The 16,090-nt window shown below is 70.7% G+C and carries 15 protein-coding genes; 4 read left to right on the top strand and 11 right to left on the bottom strand.

The genetic code is table 11. The features are described from left to right. Nucleotides 1-189: 189 nt before the first annotated feature. The 6 genes from ACFO6Q_RS12205 to ACFO6Q_RS12180 form a co-directional block, all read right to left on the bottom strand. Entirely contained in the window at nt 190-1,506 is a 1,317-nt protein-coding gene (locus ACFO6Q_RS12205; RefSeq protein ID WP_380021377.1) for a Xaa-Pro dipeptidase, read from the bottom strand. Nucleotides 1,507-1,637: 131 nt separating this feature from the next. Further along, a complete protein-coding gene (locus ACFO6Q_RS12200) occupies nt 1,638-1,997 on the bottom strand; it encodes a hypothetical protein (protein WP_380021376.1) in 360 nt (119 codons plus the stop codon). Between the two features lie 67 nt (nt 1,998-2,064). Then, nucleotides 2,065-2,460, bottom strand: coding sequence for a roadblock/LC7 domain-containing protein (locus tag ACFO6Q_RS12195; protein ID WP_380021375.1), 396 nt, complete (start codon nt 2,458-2,460; stop codon nt 2,065-2,067). Next, nucleotides 2,457-3,020 carry a GTP-binding protein gene (locus ACFO6Q_RS12190; protein WP_380021374.1) on the bottom strand — a complete coding sequence of 188 codons (564 nt, stop codon included), beginning with the start codon at nt 3,018-3,020 and terminating at the stop codon, nt 2,457-2,459. The genes ACFO6Q_RS12195 and ACFO6Q_RS12190 overlap by 4 nt, the downstream gene beginning before the upstream one ends. Continuing rightward, complete coding sequence (locus tag ACFO6Q_RS12185) at nt 3,017-3,919, bottom strand: hypothetical protein (RefSeq protein ID WP_380021373.1); 903 nt, start codon at nt 3,917-3,919, stop codon at nt 3,017-3,019. The genes ACFO6Q_RS12190 and ACFO6Q_RS12185 overlap by 4 nt, the downstream gene beginning before the upstream one ends. Nucleotides 3,920-4,127: 208 nt before the next feature. Further along, entirely contained in the window at nt 4,128-4,409 is a 282-nt protein-coding gene (locus ACFO6Q_RS12180; protein WP_380021372.1) for a hypothetical protein, read from the bottom strand. A 13-nt stretch (nt 4,410-4,422) separates the two neighbouring features. Here ACFO6Q_RS12180 and ACFO6Q_RS12175 point away from each other — a divergent pair, with 13 nt between their 5' ends. Beyond that, nucleotides 4,423-5,931 (top strand): dihydrolipoyllysine-residue acetyltransferase, encoded by a 1,509-nt coding sequence (locus ACFO6Q_RS12175; RefSeq protein ID WP_380021371.1) that lies wholly within the window; start codon nt 4,423-4,425, stop codon nt 5,929-5,931. Beyond that, nucleotides 5,931-6,626 carry an aspartate/glutamate racemase family protein gene (locus tag ACFO6Q_RS12170; protein ID WP_465251708.1) on the top strand — a complete coding sequence of 232 codons (696 nt, stop codon included), beginning with the start codon at nt 5,931-5,933 and terminating at the stop codon, nt 6,624-6,626. Before ACFO6Q_RS12175 ends, ACFO6Q_RS12170 begins: the two co-directional genes overlap by 1 nt. A 96-nt stretch (nt 6,627-6,722) precedes the next feature. Here the strand turns inward: ACFO6Q_RS12170 and ACFO6Q_RS12165 are convergent, their stop codons facing one another. Further along, on the bottom strand, nt 6,723-8,132 hold the full coding sequence (locus tag ACFO6Q_RS12165; RefSeq protein ID WP_380021370.1) for an NHL repeat-containing protein: 1,410 nt from the start codon (nt 8,130-8,132) through the stop codon (nt 6,723-6,725). A gap of 222 nt (nt 8,133-8,354) precedes the next feature. Here ACFO6Q_RS12165 and lpdA point away from each other — a divergent pair, with 222 nt between their 5' ends. Next, the gene (gene lpdA, locus ACFO6Q_RS12160; RefSeq protein WP_380021369.1) at nt 8,355-10,199 is read left to right on the top strand and encodes a dihydrolipoyl dehydrogenase; all 1,845 of its coding nucleotides are present in this window, start codon (nt 8,355-8,357) and stop codon (nt 10,197-10,199) included. A gap of 80 nt (nt 10,200-10,279) precedes the next feature. Next, complete coding sequence (locus ACFO6Q_RS12155; RefSeq protein WP_380021368.1) at nt 10,280-11,305, top strand: tetratricopeptide repeat protein; 1,026 nt, start codon at nt 10,280-10,282, stop codon at nt 11,303-11,305. Nucleotides 11,306-11,431: 126 nt separating this feature from the next. Here the strand turns inward: ACFO6Q_RS12155 and ACFO6Q_RS12150 are convergent, their stop codons facing one another. The 4 genes from ACFO6Q_RS12150 to ACFO6Q_RS12135 form a co-directional block, all read right to left on the bottom strand. After that, nucleotides 11,432-11,935 (bottom strand): DUF4920 domain-containing protein, encoded by a 504-nt coding sequence (locus ACFO6Q_RS12150; RefSeq protein ID WP_380021367.1) that lies wholly within the window; start codon nt 11,933-11,935, stop codon nt 11,432-11,434. Between the two features lie 81 nt (nt 11,936-12,016). Then, nucleotides 12,017-12,358 (bottom strand): glutaredoxin family protein, encoded by a 342-nt coding sequence (locus tag ACFO6Q_RS12145; RefSeq protein WP_380021366.1) that lies wholly within the window; start codon nt 12,356-12,358, stop codon nt 12,017-12,019. 91 nt (nt 12,359-12,449) lie between these two features. Continuing rightward, nucleotides 12,450-13,646: a Kelch repeat-containing protein gene (locus ACFO6Q_RS12140; protein ID WP_380021365.1), complete on the bottom strand. Its 1,197-nt coding sequence runs from the start codon at nt 13,644-13,646 to the stop codon at nt 12,450-12,452. A gap of 106 nt (nt 13,647-13,752) precedes the next feature. After that, a complete protein-coding gene (locus ACFO6Q_RS12135; RefSeq protein ID WP_380021364.1) occupies nt 13,753-16,089 on the bottom strand; it encodes a winged helix-turn-helix domain-containing protein in 2,337 nt (778 codons plus the stop codon). Nucleotide 16,090 lies beyond the last annotated feature (1 nt).

Here is a 16,090-nt window from a genome sequence, read left to right as displayed (position 1 = left end):
GTGTTCTTCTCCCGCGAGCGGGAGGACAACGACCCGAGCCCGGACGACATCGCCTGCTTTCACCTCTCCCGCTCGCGGGAGAGGTCGCGCCAAAGGCGCGGGTGAGGGGAAGTCGGAGCGTCGCGCTCCGATCGCCCTCACCCCGCGACCCTCTCCCGCCAGCGGGAGAGGGAGCAGGAGCGGTGAAAGCTAGGGCTTCGGCGCGACCTCGTTCCTGACCACCGCGCCGCCCTTCATGACGAAACCGACGCGTTCGAGCGTAGCCACGTCTGCGAGCGGATCGCCGCTCACCGCGACGAGGTCGGCGTAGTAGCCGGGCTTGACCGCGCCGATGCGGTCGGCGCGGCCGAGCAGCTCGGCGGCGTTGGTCGTCGCGGCCTGGATCGCCTGCATCGGCGTCATGCCCCATTCGACCATCTTGGCGAACTGCTTGCCGTTCCAGCCGTGCGGATAGACGCCGGCGTCGGTGCCGAAGGCGAGCTTCTCGCCGGCCTGCACGGCGCGGCGGAAGCTTTCGCGCTGCAGGCGGCCGACTTTCTTTTCCTTCTCCACCATCGTCGCCGGATAGCCCAGGCGCGCGTACTCGGAAAGGATGTAGTCGTCGTTGTAGACGTCGAACACCAGCCAGGTGCCGTGCTGCCTGGCGAGCTTGAGTCCCTCGTCGTCGATCAGGCTGGAATGCTCGACCGAGTCCACGCCGGCCTTGATCGCCATCTTGATCGCCTCGGCGCCGTGCGCGTGCGCGGCGACCTTCCTGCCCCAGCGGTGCGATTCGTCGACGATCGCGTCCATCTCCGCCTGCGAATACTGCGGCGCGCCGACCGATTCCTCGGCGCTGAGCACGCCGGCGCTGGCCATGAACTTGATCACGTCGGCGCCGCGCTTGACGTCCTCGCGCACCTGCCTGCGCACGGCCTCGACGCCGTCGGCGACGCCGGTGGCGCCGTGGAACTGGATGTACGGCGAGAAGCCGGTGGTGTCGTCGGCGTGGCCGCCGGTGGCGCCGAGCGGCAGGGTGGCGGCGAGGATGCGCGGGCCCGGGATGCGGCCGGCGTCGATCGCGTTGCGCAGGGCGACGTCGAGGTAGGCGCCGGAGCCCAGATTGCGCACGGTGGTGAAGCCCGCCTCGAGCGTGCGCCGCGCGAACACGTGCGCGGTGACCGCATCGTCGATCACGCTGCGCTTGAGCACGTCCTCGTAGTAGTTGCCCGACGACAGGGTCGGGTCGCCGCCCAGGTGCACGTGGCAGTCGATCAGGCCGGGCAGCAGGGTCGCCGCGCCCAGGTCGATCTTCTCGTAGCCGTCCGGAACGTCGCCGCCGCTGCGCACCTCGCGGATGCGGTCGCCGTCGACCAGCACGAGCGGATGCTCGATCACCTTGCCCTGCTCCGGCGCGATCAGTCGCGCAGCGGTGATCGCCACGTGCGCGGGTGGCGGCGAAGCCGGCTCGGCGTGGGCCACCGGGGCGGCCAGGGTCAGCAGGCAGGCGAGGGCGATCGGACGCATCGGGCGGCTCTCCGGAACGGGGCGCCGAATCTAGCAGATCGCCCGGAATGCGCCTGGCGCGAATCGCGTGCGCCCGGCTCCGCGCGGACCGCAGCGCGCGGTCCGGCGGAACGGGTGCGTAGCGGTTTGCGTCAGAGCTCCAGGGTCTGCTCCACGTCCTGCGTCGCGCGGCGGGCGAGGGCGAGATTGGAGCGCGCCTTGTCCAGCACGAGGTAGATGAAGAGCCCCGGCTTGGACGCGATCGGCCGGATGATGTGGTACTGCTTGCCGAGCGTGATGAGGATGTCCTCGATGGTGTCGTTGAGACCGAGCGATTTCATCGTCTTCATCTTCGCGCGCACCACTTCGGTGTTGCCGGCCGCGGCGAGGTCCAGGTCCAGGCCGGCGCCGGCCTTGCCGAGCAGCATGCCGCTGTTGGCGTCCACGATGGCGTCGCACAGCGCGCCGTCGACTTCGAGCAGTTTCGCCAGACTTTCGTTGATGTTGGCCATCGGGTCGTTTCCTCTGTGAGACATCGGGCTTCGGTTCCGCGGCGGGTGCCTCGTCCCGCGCGCGGACTCAGGTATTCATGACGGCGGCGAGTGCCTGGCTGCAGCGCTGCGTCGCCCACAGCAGCTGGCCCAGCACGGCTTTGCGTCCGGCGACCACGGCGAGCGACATCGCGCCGCCGGCGCCGACGCGCATGATCGTGACGGTGCCGTCGCGGCTCTCGATCGTGGCGCGGTCGAACTCGGCCAGCCCCGCCTCGGCGGAGATCGCGCCGCCGAGTGCGGCGAGCGAGCTGCCGATCGCCGCGAGGCGCGCCGAGGCCGCCGCATCGGTCGCGTAGGACGCCAGCTCGAAGCCGTCGGCCGAGAACAGCACGGCGCACTGCACGCCGCCGACTTCGCGATAGGTTTCCAGCACTTTTCGGGCGAGTTCGCGCGGCACGCGGCCGGCCGGCTTGCGGGTCATGGGCAGCTCCCGGTCGAGGCCTGCGATTCGAGGATGCAGGTCAGGGTGTGGACGAGCAGGCGCACGTCGCGCGGCTCGCGTGCGTCGATGGTCAGCACCGGAACGACCAGGTCGCGCGCTTCCAGCCGGGCGGCGAAGTCCTCGCTGCCCAGCGCGCCGGGTTCGGAACTGCGTCCGACGCCGACCACGATCGCGCCGGCCGGAACCAGCGGCAGGAAGGCGTCGACGAACTGGTCCATCTGCGCCAGCGCATCCGGACGCGTGGCGTCGAGCAGCACGATCACGCCGGCCGCGCCGCGGCCGAGGATGCTCCACATGAAGCGGAACCGCGCCTGCCCCGGCGTGCCGTACAGGCGCACCGCGTGACCGCCGGGCAGGGTCAGGCGGCCGAAGTCGAAACCGACCGTGGTCGACTCCTTGGCATGGCTGTCGCGATCGCTGTTGGCCACTTCGGTGCGCACCGGCTCGATCTCGCTGATCGCCGCGATGGCCGTGGTCTTCCCCGCGCCCATCGGGCCGGTGAAGACGATCTTGAATTCCGCGTCTTCCGCGCCGGTCACGCGGGCAGCCCCAGATGGCGGCGCAGGTCGCCGACCAGGCGCATCCATGCGCTGCGCCGCGGCGCCGGCGGCAACGCGGCGGGTTCGCGCACGACCAGCAGTCCGGCGAGCGAGCTGGCGGCGAGGAAGCGGTGCACGACGTCCGCGCCGCGGCCGGACGTCTCGGCCAGCGCGGCCGGCGTTCGCGGCTGCGCCGCGACCAGCGCGGACAGTTCGATCAGATGCGCGCTGCCGCCGAGGCGGCCGAAGTCCGGCCAGCGGCGCAGCGAATAGGTCGCCTCGCGCGCGAGCCACGGAGCGAGGTCGGCCGGCCCGTGCAGGCCGACGAACCAGCCGAACTCGCGCAGCGGCAGGTGCGCCAGTCCGGGCGGAGGCGCTGCCACCGCGGCGCCGAAACGGTCCACGCGCAAGGTGCCGCCGCGCAGCCGGTCGAGCGTGGCGGTCGCCGCGTAGGCGTGGCCGTCGCGAACCCAGACGTCGCCGCCGCTGGACGTATGCGCGACGTGCCAGCCGTTGCCGGCGAGCGAGCGCAGCGATTCCGCGGCGAGCCAGCCCGTCTTCGTCTCGTGCGCCGGAGACGACGGCGGACGCAGATGCTCGGCGATCGCGTCCAGCACCGACAGCAGCGGCATCACGCGCAGCGGATGGCGCAGCACGAACGGCGTGCACGGCGAGTCGCCGCATTCGTCGGCGACGAGCACGATCGGACGGCCGCGTTTGTTCCATTCGGCGATCAGTTCGGGGTGGCTGCCCGAGCGCGCGATGAGCACGTCGGCGGTCTCGATCGGCGCCGGTTTCCACGACGCCGTCGCGCGGCCTTCGAGGATCTTCAGCATCGAGTGCAGAGCGTGCGAGGCGTCCGGAGTGAGACCTACGTCGCACAGATGCAGTGTGGACATCCTGATTCCTCTCCCTGTCGACGATGGTGGCGCTTCACCGTCAACAACTGCCGAAATTGTTCGCATCTGACGCGATGGCCAGTCGTCTCGTCCGGCTGCACACGCGTCGTCCGGAAGGGTCGAATCGCCATGAGCGCGGTGCTGCGCGAAATCGTTCCTCGGCCCTCGTCGCGGCACGTCATGAACAAGCAACTTGTGCGCCAAATTTTCAAAGGATAGAAATCCCAATGTGCGCGCCGAACGAATGCCGCGTGGATGTGATGCCGCGCACATTTCTCCGCGTCGCCGGCGTGACGCGCACGATCGAACGAAGACGCATCGACGCATCGATCGGTTTCACGTCGGTGAGGAAATGTGAGCGCACGTGAGCATGCGCGGGCGTCGATTCGCTCGACGCGATCCTCAAGGAGAGGATCGCGGACGGGACGATCCTCGACGGAACGATCCCGGTGCCGGTCGCGATCGCCCGTCGACGACGGCGGCGGCGCATCGCGTGCCGCCGGATGGCCGCCCCGGGGCCGTCCGGCCGGCCCGAAATGACGCCGACGCCTCAAATCAGCGAAACTTGCCGTTCCGCAGTGCGATTTCGATTCGGAGCGAGCATGGCCGTCCTGGAAGCAAAGGTGCCGGACATCGGCAACTACACGAATGTCCCCGTCATCGAGGTGCTGGTCAAAGCCGGCGACGCGGTCACCAAGGACCAGGGCCTGGTCACGCTCGAGTCGGACAAGGCGACGATGGAAGTGCCCGCGCCGTTCGACGGCGTGGTGAAGGAAATCCGGGTCAAGGTCGGCGACGAGGTGTCGGAAGGCGCGGTGGTCGCGCTGGTCGAGGCGGCGGGCGCTTCGCCTTCACCTCTCCCGCCTGCGGGAGAGGTCGCCGCGCGCAGCACGGCGGGTGAGGGCAAGGCCGAGACGGCCTCGTCCAAAGAACCCTCACCCCAGCCCTCTCCCGCAAGCGGGAGAGGGGGCGAAGCCGCATCCGCACTCGCCCCGGCGATCGCCGACGCGCGCCCGGGTCTCGACCCGGAAGCCGCCGGTCCGCGCACGCCGCCGGTGCCGTTCGACGCCAGCACGGTGATGCCGGACAAGGTGCCGTACGCGAGCCCGGTCGTGCGCCTGTTCGCGCGCGAGCTCGGCGTGGACCTGGGCGCGGTCAAGGGCAGCGAGCGCAAGGGCCGCATCACCAAGCAGGACGTGCAGAACTTCGTCAAGGCGGCCTTGGCCGGCGGCGCCGCGCCGCGTGCGGCGACGGGCGGCGCGGTCGGCGGCGGCCTGAATCTGCTGCCGTGGCCGAACGTGGACTTCGCCAAGTTCGGCGAGGTCGAAAGCAAGCCGCTGTCGAAGATCAAGAAGATCTCCGGCGCCAACCTCGCGCGCAACTGGGTCATGATCCCGCACGTGACGCAGCACGACGACGCCGACGTCACCGAGCTGGAAGCGCTGCGCGTGCAGCTCAACAAGGAAAACGAGAAGTCCGGCATCAAGCTGACCATGCTCGCGTTCCTGATCAAGGCGGTGGTCGCCGCGCTGAAGAAGTATCCGGAGTTCAACGCCTCGCTCGACGCCGGCGGCGAGAACCTGATCCTGAAGAAGTACTTCCACATCGGCTTCGCCGCCGACACGCCCAACGGCCTGGTCGTGCCGGTGCTGCGCGATGCCGACCGGAAGGGCGTGATCGAGATCGCGCAGGAAACCGGCGAGCTGGCGAAGAAGGCACGCGAAGGCAAGCTCGGCCCGGCCGACATGTCCGGCGGCTGCTTCTCGATCTCCAGCCTCGGCGGCATCGGCGGCACCGCGTTCACGCCGATCGTCAACGCGCCGGAAGTGGCGATCCTGGGCGTGTCCAAGTCCGCGACCAAGCCGGTCTGGGACGGCAAGGCGTTCCAGCCGCGGCTGATCCTGCCCCTGAGCCTGAGCTACGACCACCGCGTCATCGACGGCGCCTCGGCGGCGCGTTTCGCCGCCTACCTGGGCCAGGTGCTGGCCGACATGAGGCGCGTGCTGCTGTAGTGCGCCTCCTCGGCCTGCTCGGCGGCATGAGCTGGGAATCGACGCTTCCCTACTACCGCCGCATCAACGAGCGCGTGCGCGAGCGGCTCGGCGGCCTGCATTCGGCCGAGCTGCTGCTCTACAGCGTGGATTTCGCCGCGGTCGAGGCCCTGCAGCATCGCGGCGACTGGGATGCGGCGGGGCGGATGCTGGCCGCCGCCTCACAGGCCCTGCAGCGCGCCGGCGCACAGGCGCTGGTGATCTGCACGAACACGATGCATCGCGTGCTGCCGCAGATCGAGCCGGGTCTGGAGATTCCGGTGCTGCACATCGCCGACGCCACCGCGGCGCGCATCCGCGCCGCCGGTCTGGCCAGGGTCGGCCTGCTCGGCACGCGCTTCACGATGGAGCAGGATTTCTACCGCGGCCGTCTCGCGCAGCACGGACTGGAAGTGCTGGTGCCCGACGAGGCGCAGCGCGCGCTCGTGCACCGTGTGATCTACGACGAGCTGTGCCAGGGCCGCTGCCTGCCGCAATCGCGCGACGCGTATCGCGCGGTGATCGCCGACCTGGTCGCCGCCGGTGCCGAAGCGGTGATCCTCGGCTGCACCGAGATCGGCCTGCTGGTCGGCGCCGACGACAGCGCCGTGCCCTTGTTCGACACCACCGTCATCCACGCCGAACACGCGGCGGACTGGGCGCTCGCCGCCGCCTGAGCGGGTTCGGCGCGGAAGCGACGGCGGGACCGAGCACTGGCGTGCCCGATCCCGTTTCCGTTCGTCCGTGAAGCGGGAATCCTGCCGCGGCGCGTCTCAGTCGACGCCGTCGGCGAAGATCTGGTCGCGCGCCAGTCCGATGACGGAGAAGTCGAGGTTTGGCGGGTTGGCCGAAGTCAGCGAGGCGCCGGCGATGATGATGCGATTGTCCTGCAGCGCGATCCCGTTTCCGACATCGTTGAGGCTGGTGACGAGACTGTAGCTGGACCAGCCGGCCGGCGCACCGAATCCTTCGGCGTCGCGCTCACCGTCCGGCGTGAAGCGCGTGACGTAGTAGCGCGTCGGTTCGGAGACACTAGGCTTCATGGTTCCGACGACGAGGATCTTGCCGCTCGGCTCGCGTACGAGATCGCTGAACACGAGGTTTTCACCCTCGACGTCTGAAACATACCCGCTGCCGTTGAAACTGCTCGCCGGCTCGCCGTTGCCGTCGAACTGTACGACCAGGCCATTGTAGGTACCGGAGCCGATGCCGGTCTCGTACGCGCCGACGGCGATGACGCTCTGTTCGAGCAGCAGCGGACCGGGAGGCGGAGGCAGCACGATGAGTTCGTTGAGCGTCTGGTTACGCGTCGCTCCGAACGGAGCGCTGGTCGCCAGACTCTGCCCCAAACCGTCGGAATCGATACGCGCGTACACGAGGTCGCTGTCCGTGGCATCGTTGAGGGTCGAGTCGCCGACAACGGCGATGCGGCCGTTAGCCATCAGCGCCACCGCGTTGAAGTCGATCGCCTTCATTCCCGGCGGCAGGACGGTCATTTTGCCGGAGACATTGAAGCCGGTGGCAGCGTCGTCGTCGATGTTCCCCTCGGCGTCGAGGCGCGCGACGGCACCCGCGGTCTTGCCTTGACCCGTGGACGCGCTGCCGACCATCACGATCTTGCCGTTCGGCTGCACGGCGATGTCACGCAAGGTGTCCTTGTTGTCGCCGCCGAGGTCGAATGCGACCGCGACGCAATGGAGGCCGTTCGGAAACGTCGTCGCGGTGCCGCCGAGGGTGAACTTGCAAACGGCGAAATCGTAGTTGCCGCCGATCGACCGCGTGCCGCCGACGAGCAGATTGTTGTCGGCATCGAGGGCGGCGCTGACTCCGCTCAGATCGAAGCCAGTGCCATCCGGGCCGGTGACCTTGCCGTTGCCGTCCAAACCATAGGTGGTATCGGGCGTTCCATCCTTTCTCAACCGCATGATGCCGATGCGACTGCCGCTGGCGGTGAATACCGTGCCGACCAGGTAGACGCGGCCGAAGCTGTCGACGACGGTGTCGAGAGCCGTGTCGATCGGCCCAGTGGGCAACAGATCGAACGGAATGGTCGCCGAACCGTTGTCTGCGAACGTGGAGTCGAGTGCGCCGTCGAGCGGCGCTTCGGCGTTTGCCGTGCCGGCGGCGAGGCCGGCCACTGCCGCGGCGACGGTGAAGGTCAGGGGTTTGCAGCCACGAAACATACGAGCATCTCCGGAATGGGTGTCCGCGCGAGGCGGAGCGGAAAATCGGCCGCCCGGCGCGAGCTGCGGCGGGGGAGTCCGTCCTCACGTACGCAATACGGGTCCGGCAGGGATCATTTGCGTTCGCGCCGCGGCGCAAGCGCGAACGCACGGGTGCCTTCCTCGCGATTTGCGTACCGGCGCCGGTAGAATCCCAGGCTCCCTCCAGCGACGGCGCGCACCATGGCCAACCCCATCGAAGTCAAGGTTCCCGACATCGGCAACTACACCGACGTGCCGGTCATCGAGGTGCTGGTGAAGGTCGGCGACACGGTCGCCAAGGACCAGGGTCTGGTCACGCTGGAGTCGGACAAGGCAACGATGGAAGTGCCGTCAAGCGCTGCCGGCGTGGTCAGGGAGCTGCGCGTCAAGCTCGGCGACACGGTGTCGGAAGGCGGGATCGTCGCGGTGATCGAAGCGGCCGACGCGGCCGCGCCTTCCTCTGGCGCAAAGCCTTCGCCTCTCCCGCAGGCGGGAGAGGCCGCTGCGCAAAGCGCGGCGGGTGAGAAAAACCGTGAGACGGCCTCACAAAAAGCCCCCGCACCCCAGCCATCTCCCGCAAGCGCGAGAGGGAGCGAACCCGCCCCGCAGGCCGCCGCGGCCACCGGCCGCAAGGCCGACATCGAATGCCAGGTCGTCGTGCTCGGCTCCGGCCCCGGCGGCTACACGGCCGCGTTCCGCGCCGCCGATCTCGGCCAGAACACCGTGCTGATCGAGCGCTACGCCGCGCTCGGCGGCGTCTGCCTCAACGTCGGCTGCATTCCGTCGAAGGCGCTGCTGCACGCCGCGCGCGTCATCGACGAGGCCGCGCACTCGGCCGACATCGGCATCGCCTTCGGCGAACCGAAGATCGACCTGGACAAGCTGCGCGCCTACAAGGACAAGGTCGTCGCGCAGATGAACAACGGCCTGGCCGGCATGTCCAAGCAGCGCAAGGTCACCGTCGTGCAGGGCAGCGGCACGTTCGTGTCGCCGCACGAGATCGAGGTCGAGACGAAGGACGGCACGAAGCTCGTGCGCTTCGAGAAGGCGATCATCGCCGCCGGTTCGCAGGCGGTGAAGCTGCCGGGCTTCCCGTGGGACGACCCGCGCATGATGGATTCGACCGACGCGCTGCTGCTGCAGGAGGTCCCCAAGAAGCTGCTCGTCGTCGGCGGCGGCATCATCGGCCTGGAGATGGCCTGCGTCTATGACGCGCTCGGCAGCGAGGTCACCGTGGTCGAGCTGATGGACCAGCTGATGCCGGGCGCCGATCCGGACCTGGTGCGGCCGCTGCAGCAGCGCCTGTCCAAGCGCTACGCCGGCATCCACCTCAAGGTGAAGGTCGCCAGGATCGAGGCCGAGAAGAAAGGCCTGAAGGCGACGTTCGAGGGAGAGAAGGCGCCCGAACCGCAGCTCTACGACCGCGTGCTGGTCGCCATCGGCCGCGCACCGAACGGCGGCAGGATCGGCGCCGATAAGGCCGGCGTGGCCGTCACCGAGCGCGGTTTCATTCCGGTCGACAAACAGATGCGCACCAACGTGCCGCACATCTTCGCGATCGGCGACCTGGTCGGCCAGCCGATGCTCGCGCACAAGGCTACGCACGAGGGCAAGGTCGCCTCCGAAGTCGCCGCCGGCCAGAAGAGCGAATTCGTCGCGCGCGTGATTCCGTCGGTGGCCTACACCGATCCGGAGATCGCCTGGGTCGGCCTGACCGAGACCGAAGCGAAGAAGCAGGGCGTGCACTACGGCGTCGGCAAGTTCCCGCACGCCGCGTCCGGCCGCGCGGTCGGCATCGGCCGCACCGAGGGCTTCACCAAGCTGCTGTTCGACGAAGCCACGCACCGCATCATCGGCGCCGGCATCGTCGCGCCGAACGCCGGCGATCTGATCGCCGAAGCCGCGCTGGCGATCGAGATGGGCGCGGAAGCCGCCGACATCGGCCTGACCATTCACCCGCACCCGACCCTGAGCGAATCGGTCGGCATGGCGGCGGAGGTGTACGAGGGCACCATTACGGATCTGTACGTGCCGAAGAAGAAGTGAGACCGGGTCGGCAGGGCGGCCGAGGTCTACGAAGATGCGACTGCCGATCTGGGCGTGGCGAAGAACAAGGAAGGCTGAGCATGGATGAGCGTGCGCACTGGCGAAAAACCGGCGCAGCGATCGGGGGCGTCTGCTCCGCGCTGCTCGCCGTGACGACCCTCGCCGCACTCGCCGCCGAAGGCAGCGCCGATTCGTTGCTGCGCGACAAGCGCTACGACGAGGCGCGCCAGCTCGCCGAACGACGCCTCGCCGCCGACCCCACCGACGAGCAGGCGTACTGGCTGCTGTCGCGGGCCGGACTGGAAACCGCCAAGGACGCCGCCGGGCTCGAACGCCTCGCCGAGGCGCTCGGGCCCTGCCTCGAGCGGATTCCGCAATCGGCGCTGTGCCATCTCGCGCTCGGCGAGACCTACGGCGCGATCGCCGCTTCCGGCGGCATGCTCAAGGGCATGAAATACGCCGGACGCGTCCGCGAAGAACTCGAAAAGGCGGTCGAGCTCGATCCGCGCAACTTCACCGCACGCGACGACCTCAACCAGTTCTACCTGATGGCTCCCGGCATCGTCGGCGGCGGCAGCGACAAGGCGGAGCGCAACACGGCCTCGTTCGAAGTCGCGCGGCCGGAGGCCGGCCCGCTGCTGCGCGCGGGCATCCATTTGCACAACGACCAGCTCGATCGCGCAAGCGCACTGCTGCTGGCACCGGACGCCTTCACCATCCCCGATCTCGCCGACGGCTACCGCGACGCCCTCATCGGGCTGGGCTTCCGGCAACTGCAGGCGAAACAGGCGGCAAAGGCGCTGGAGACGTTCCGCCGCGGCCGCGAACGTTTCCCGAACGACGCCAGCCTGTGTCTGGGCCAGGGTCGCAGCGAACTGGAGAGCGGACAGGTCGACGCGGCGATCGCGACCCTGCGCCGCGCCGTCGAACTCGATCCGCAGCGCGGCGCGCAGTACCGCCTCGGCATCGCGTTGCAGACCCAGGGTGACGCCGCGGCGGCGGCCGCAGCCCTGCGCGAATACATCGCGCTACCGGCGGCGAGCCGCAGCGGGGACACGCTGAAAGACGCCAAGCGGCGGCTGGAGCAGCTGGAACCTAAACCCTGAACCGCTTCGGCGAAGGCGCGGGGCAGGTGTGGGGGCGTCAAAGGAAGCTTTTCTCGCAGAGACGCAGAGAAAAGAAAATCGCTTTCGTTTTTCTCCGCGTCTCCGCGAGCAGGCTCTCTCGCAGACCTAGCCCGCTGCGCGAATCAGCACCGACGTCGCATCGATCTGCAATTCGCGCGCGGCCGGTGCGGCGGCGCCGTCCTTCTTCAGGTGCGCCACTTCCTCGGCGCTGAGCTTTTTCTCGCCGAGCGTGCCGTAGACGACCGCTTCGCCGCTGGCGTCCTTCGGCACGCTGAAGGCGTGGTCGTGCATGAACACGCGTGCGAAATCGCCGTTCTGCGCGCTGAGCACCAGCCAGCAGCCCTGCTTCTGGCAGACCTGGGTGATGCGGCCGCTGAACGCGCCGGTCTTGCCGAGCGAAGCTTCAGGTTCGGCCACGACGCTGTCGAGGCTGACCGCGGCCGGCAAGGAGTCGGCCAGCTTGGCGCCGTAGACCGCGCCGTCGGCGGTCTTCTGCACCGGCACGGCCGCCGACGGAGCTTTCTCGTGGCCGCCGTGTTCCGCGGCCGCGGGATCGTGCGCCCAGGCGGGCGCGGCGAACAGCAGGGACAGGGCGAGGGCGAGACGCATGGCGAGGCTCCGGTCGGTGAAAACCCGATTATTCCCCGAATGCGGCCACCGCGTCGCAGGCGCCCGATTTCCGCCGGCGCGCTACTTCTCGTACTTCGCCAGCAGCGCGTCGAGGCGGGCCTGGTGGAAGCCGCTGATTTTCTCATCGCCGATCAGGATCAGCGGCGTGCCCTGTCCGTTCAGCGCCTTCCATTCCTGCGCGGCCTGCGCCGACGTCTCGATGTCGCGCTCGTCCCAGTGCAGGCCGCGCGCCTTGAAGTACTGGCGCGCCTTGGCGCAGTAGCCGCAGGTCTGCGTTGCGTACATCACGATCGCCGGCGCTTCGGCGGACGCCTTCGGCGCCGCCTGCGCCGGTGCGGACGGCAGCGCTGCCGCCGCGCAGAAGACCAGCGCCGTCGTCGCGCGCATCAGACTCATCATCATGTCGCTCTCCCTCCAGGCCGCCCGTCGCGGCTGGTCGTCAGAGCGCGCTTTCCGGCGATAGTTCCGCCGCCGCGTCCGCAGCGGCGGGCATTCACGGCGTGCCGTCGAATCCGTCGGCGAACACCGTGTCGCCCGTCGCCGGCGCGTAGATCTCGCCGTAGGTGACGAGATCCGCGTTCTCGCTGCGCAGGTCCACGCCGGCGGCGATCAGCACGCGGCCGTCGGCGAGCAGGGCGGTGCGCGCGCCGTCGCGTTCGGTGGCCGGACCGGGTGCGACCAGGCTGAAGGCGTCGGCGGCCGGGTCGTACAGTTCGGCGGTGCCGGCCTTGATGCCCCACTGGTTGCTGCCGAGCGCGAACACCTTGCCGTCGCTCAGGGTGAGCAGGTTGAAGTCCACGCGCGCCAGGGCCATCGTCGCCTTGGACGGCACGAAGCTGGCGGTGGCGGGATCGAACAGCTCGCTGACGTCGAGCATTTCCTCCGGGCCGTAGCCGCCGGTGATCAGCACGCGGCCGTCGGCCAGGCGCGAGGCCGCATGGCGCTCGCGCGAGGTCGACATCGTCGAGGCGAGCAGCGTGAACGTGCCGCTGGCCGGGTCGTACAGCTCCGCGCTGTCGAGCAGGCCGTCGGCCGAGCTGGTGCCGCCGGTGATCAGCACGCGGCCGTCGGCGAGCAGGGTCGAGGTGTGCACGATGCGGCCGGAGTGCGGCGCGCCGGTCTCGCTGAAGGTGTCGGTGGCCGGGTCGAACAGCTGGGCGCGCGCCACCGTGCCCTGGCCCTGGATCCAGCCGCTGACCACCAGCGCGCGGCCGTCGGCGAGGGTGGTCACCGTGGTGCGCTCGCCGCCGACCTCGATCGCGCTGGAGATCGCGCTGAAGGTGCCGGACAGCGGGTCGTAGACCTCGCCGTTGGCCTGCGTGAAGCTGACGCCGTTGTCGTCGGCGCCCGAGCTGCCGCCGACGATCAGCACGCGGCCGTCGTGCAGCAGGGTGGCGGCATGGTCCCAGCGCGCCACCGTCATCGCGCCGGTGGCGGTGAACTCGCCGCTGGCGGGGTCGAACACTTCCGCGCTGGCCGAGGCCGCCTGCAGCAGGGTGCGCACGTTGCCGCCGGCGATCAGCACGCGGCCGTCGGCCAGCGTGGTCGCGGTCGGGCTGGTGCGCGGCGAGACCATCGTGCCGGCGACGGTGAATTCGGCGCGGGCGGCGGCCGGTGCGAGGATCAGCAGCCCGAGCAGGGCGAGGCGGCACGTCGCGGCGGACGCGGGCAGCGGAAGGAAACGGAACATGGCGCCTCCGGGCGGACTACGGAGGCACGATTGTGCGACGGCCGTTGCGGCGCGGCGTTCCCGATCGCCCTGATAACGGTGAGATTGCGGTGTGATTGCTGCGCCGTCAGGGACTTGGCGGCGTTCCGGTCGACACGGCGATGCGCGTGCGGGCGTCGTCCTCGCGCGGCGCCGGGGCGCGTTCGAGCTCGGCCGGGATGCGCCGTTCGCCGGCCAGCAGGCGCGCGCGTTCGAGCGCGGCCTGCCACGGCGCCTGCGTGCCGAGGGCGTGCTGCAGCTGCAGTTGCAGCAGGGCGGCGTCGTAGTCGCGGCGCGCCCAGCCGGCCACGCCGCCGGCGACCGCGCTGGCCCCGGCGAGGTCGCCGTTGCGGATCAGCCAGCCGGCGTAGGCCTGCGCGACCCACAGCATGTCGCCGGGCACCTGGCCGGCGGCAGCGCGGCGCTGCGCCGAATCGAACGCGCGTCGTGCCAGCTCGACGCGATCCGCCGCGGCGTGCTGCTCGGCCTGCGCCAGGTCGGTGTAGAGCCGCGGGCCGTCGTCCTCGCTGCGCGCGGCCCAGGCCTGGATCGCCAGCGCGATGGCGCGCGCGCCGTCCTCGTCGCCGCGCGCGAGGGCACCGCGCAGCACGATCAGCCAGCTGCGTCCGGGATCGCGGCCGTTTTCTGCGGCCGGCAGGTTCGGCAGCTGCGCGCGCATGCGGTCTTCGACGGCGGTCGATTCCTGCGGCTCGAGCCGGTGCTGCGCCTGCGCCAGCCCGAGCCCGTCGCCGCCGCTGCCGCAGCCGTCGGCGGCGCAGGCGTGCCGCAGCAGCTCGCGGGCGGCCTGCAGGCGGCCGTTCGCGGCGAGGATCTCGATGCGCAGCAGGTCGGCCAGCGCGCGGGCGCGCGGCGCGTGCTCGTGCGCGGACAGCTCGCGCAGGCGCGGCTCGCCGGCCAGCGCCGCGGCCGGTTCGAGCAGCAGCAGCTGCGCGTCGGCCAGGTGCGTGCGCGCGACCAGTTCGTCGTGCGCGGCGTCGAACGCGCCCAGGTGAACGGCCGCGCCCTCCAGCGCCGGCAGCGCCTCGACCAGCCGCCCGCGCCGCTTGGCGACGATGCCCAGCGCCAGTTCGGCGCGCGCCACGCCGAGCCGGTCGCCGGCGCTTTCGAGCGCGACGCGCGCCTGCAGGAAGTCGCGCTGCGCGGCGTCGGCGTCGCGGCCCTGCGCGTGCGCCACGCCGCGGCTCATCAAGGCGCGGCCGAACTCGCCCGGCGCGTCGCGATCGCGCAGCAGCGCGACGGCGGCGTCGGCGCTGCGGCGCAGGCCATCGAGGTCGCCGCGCTCGTACTGCACGTTGGCCAGGCCGTTGTAGGCCCGCGCGCGCATCGTCGCCGCGTCGTCGGCGGTGAGTTCGGCCAGCAGGCGCTCCAGGCGTGCCTGCGCCGCTTTGAGACGGCCGGCGGAGAAATCGGTCCAGGCACGCTGGTAGCGCCATTCCGGCGACTGCCGTTCCGCCGCGTCGGCCGCGTCGAGGAGCGTGCGCGCCGCGTCGGTGTCGCCGGCCAGGGTCGCCGCTTCGGCGCGGATCAGGCGCTGCGTCAGCAAACGCGCGACGCCGTCGTCGGCGCGGTCGGGTGTTGCCGGCGCGATGCCGAGCTGGCGCGCCAGGCGGTCGGCGGCCAGGCGCGCGGCGTCGAGGGCGTCGGGCGATTCGGCGGTCGCCTCCAGCGGCGGCTCGCGGCCGCGCAGGGTCTGCAGCGAGACACGCCAGCGCTCGCCGTGCGTCTGCGCGCGCGCGGCGATCACCAGCGGCGCCTGCAGCGTGTCGGCGGGAAGCGCGTCGGCGGCATCGCGGGCGAGTGCGACCACGTTGCCCGCCGGCACCACCGGCTGGCCGCTCGCGCGCAGGCGTTCGATCAGGGCGACCATCAGCCCCAGGCGCATCCACGCGTGCTGCGGCGCGGCCTCGACCGCCACCGGCAGCACCAGCGCCAGCGGCGCGCGGCCGGCCGGCGCGGGCGGTTCGCGCAGGGCGAGCGCCAGCACCAGCGCGGCGAAGGCGAACGCCACGCCGGCGGCTGCCGCGACGAGCCAGCGTCGCCGCGGCGTCGCTGCGGCGGGCGTCGGCGTCGCCGAAACCACGGCGGTCGACGGCGCGTCGTCGACGATCTCGGTCGCCGCCGCCCAGCGATAGCCGAAGCGCGGAATCGTGCGGATGGCGCTGTCGCCGCCGGCCTCGTCGATCATGCGGCGCAACCGCGTGACGACCTGCACGAGCAGGTTGTCGGCGACGTCGGCCTTGCCCCACACCGCGGCGATCAGCTCGTCGCGGCCGACCGCGCGGTCGCGGTGCTCGATCAGCCAGAGCAGGCAGTCGAACGCCTTCGGCGGCAGCACGATGCGTTCGCCGTCGCGGTGCAGTTCGCGCGTCGCCGGATCGAGGCGGAAGTCGCCGAAGCGGTACATC

This window comes from Dokdonella ginsengisoli (assembly GCF_042652785.1).
Classification (GTDB): domain Bacteria; phylum Pseudomonadota; class Gammaproteobacteria; order Xanthomonadales; family Rhodanobacteraceae; genus Dokdonella_A; species Dokdonella_A ginsengisoli.
This window is presented reverse-complemented; position numbering and strand designations above follow the sequence as displayed.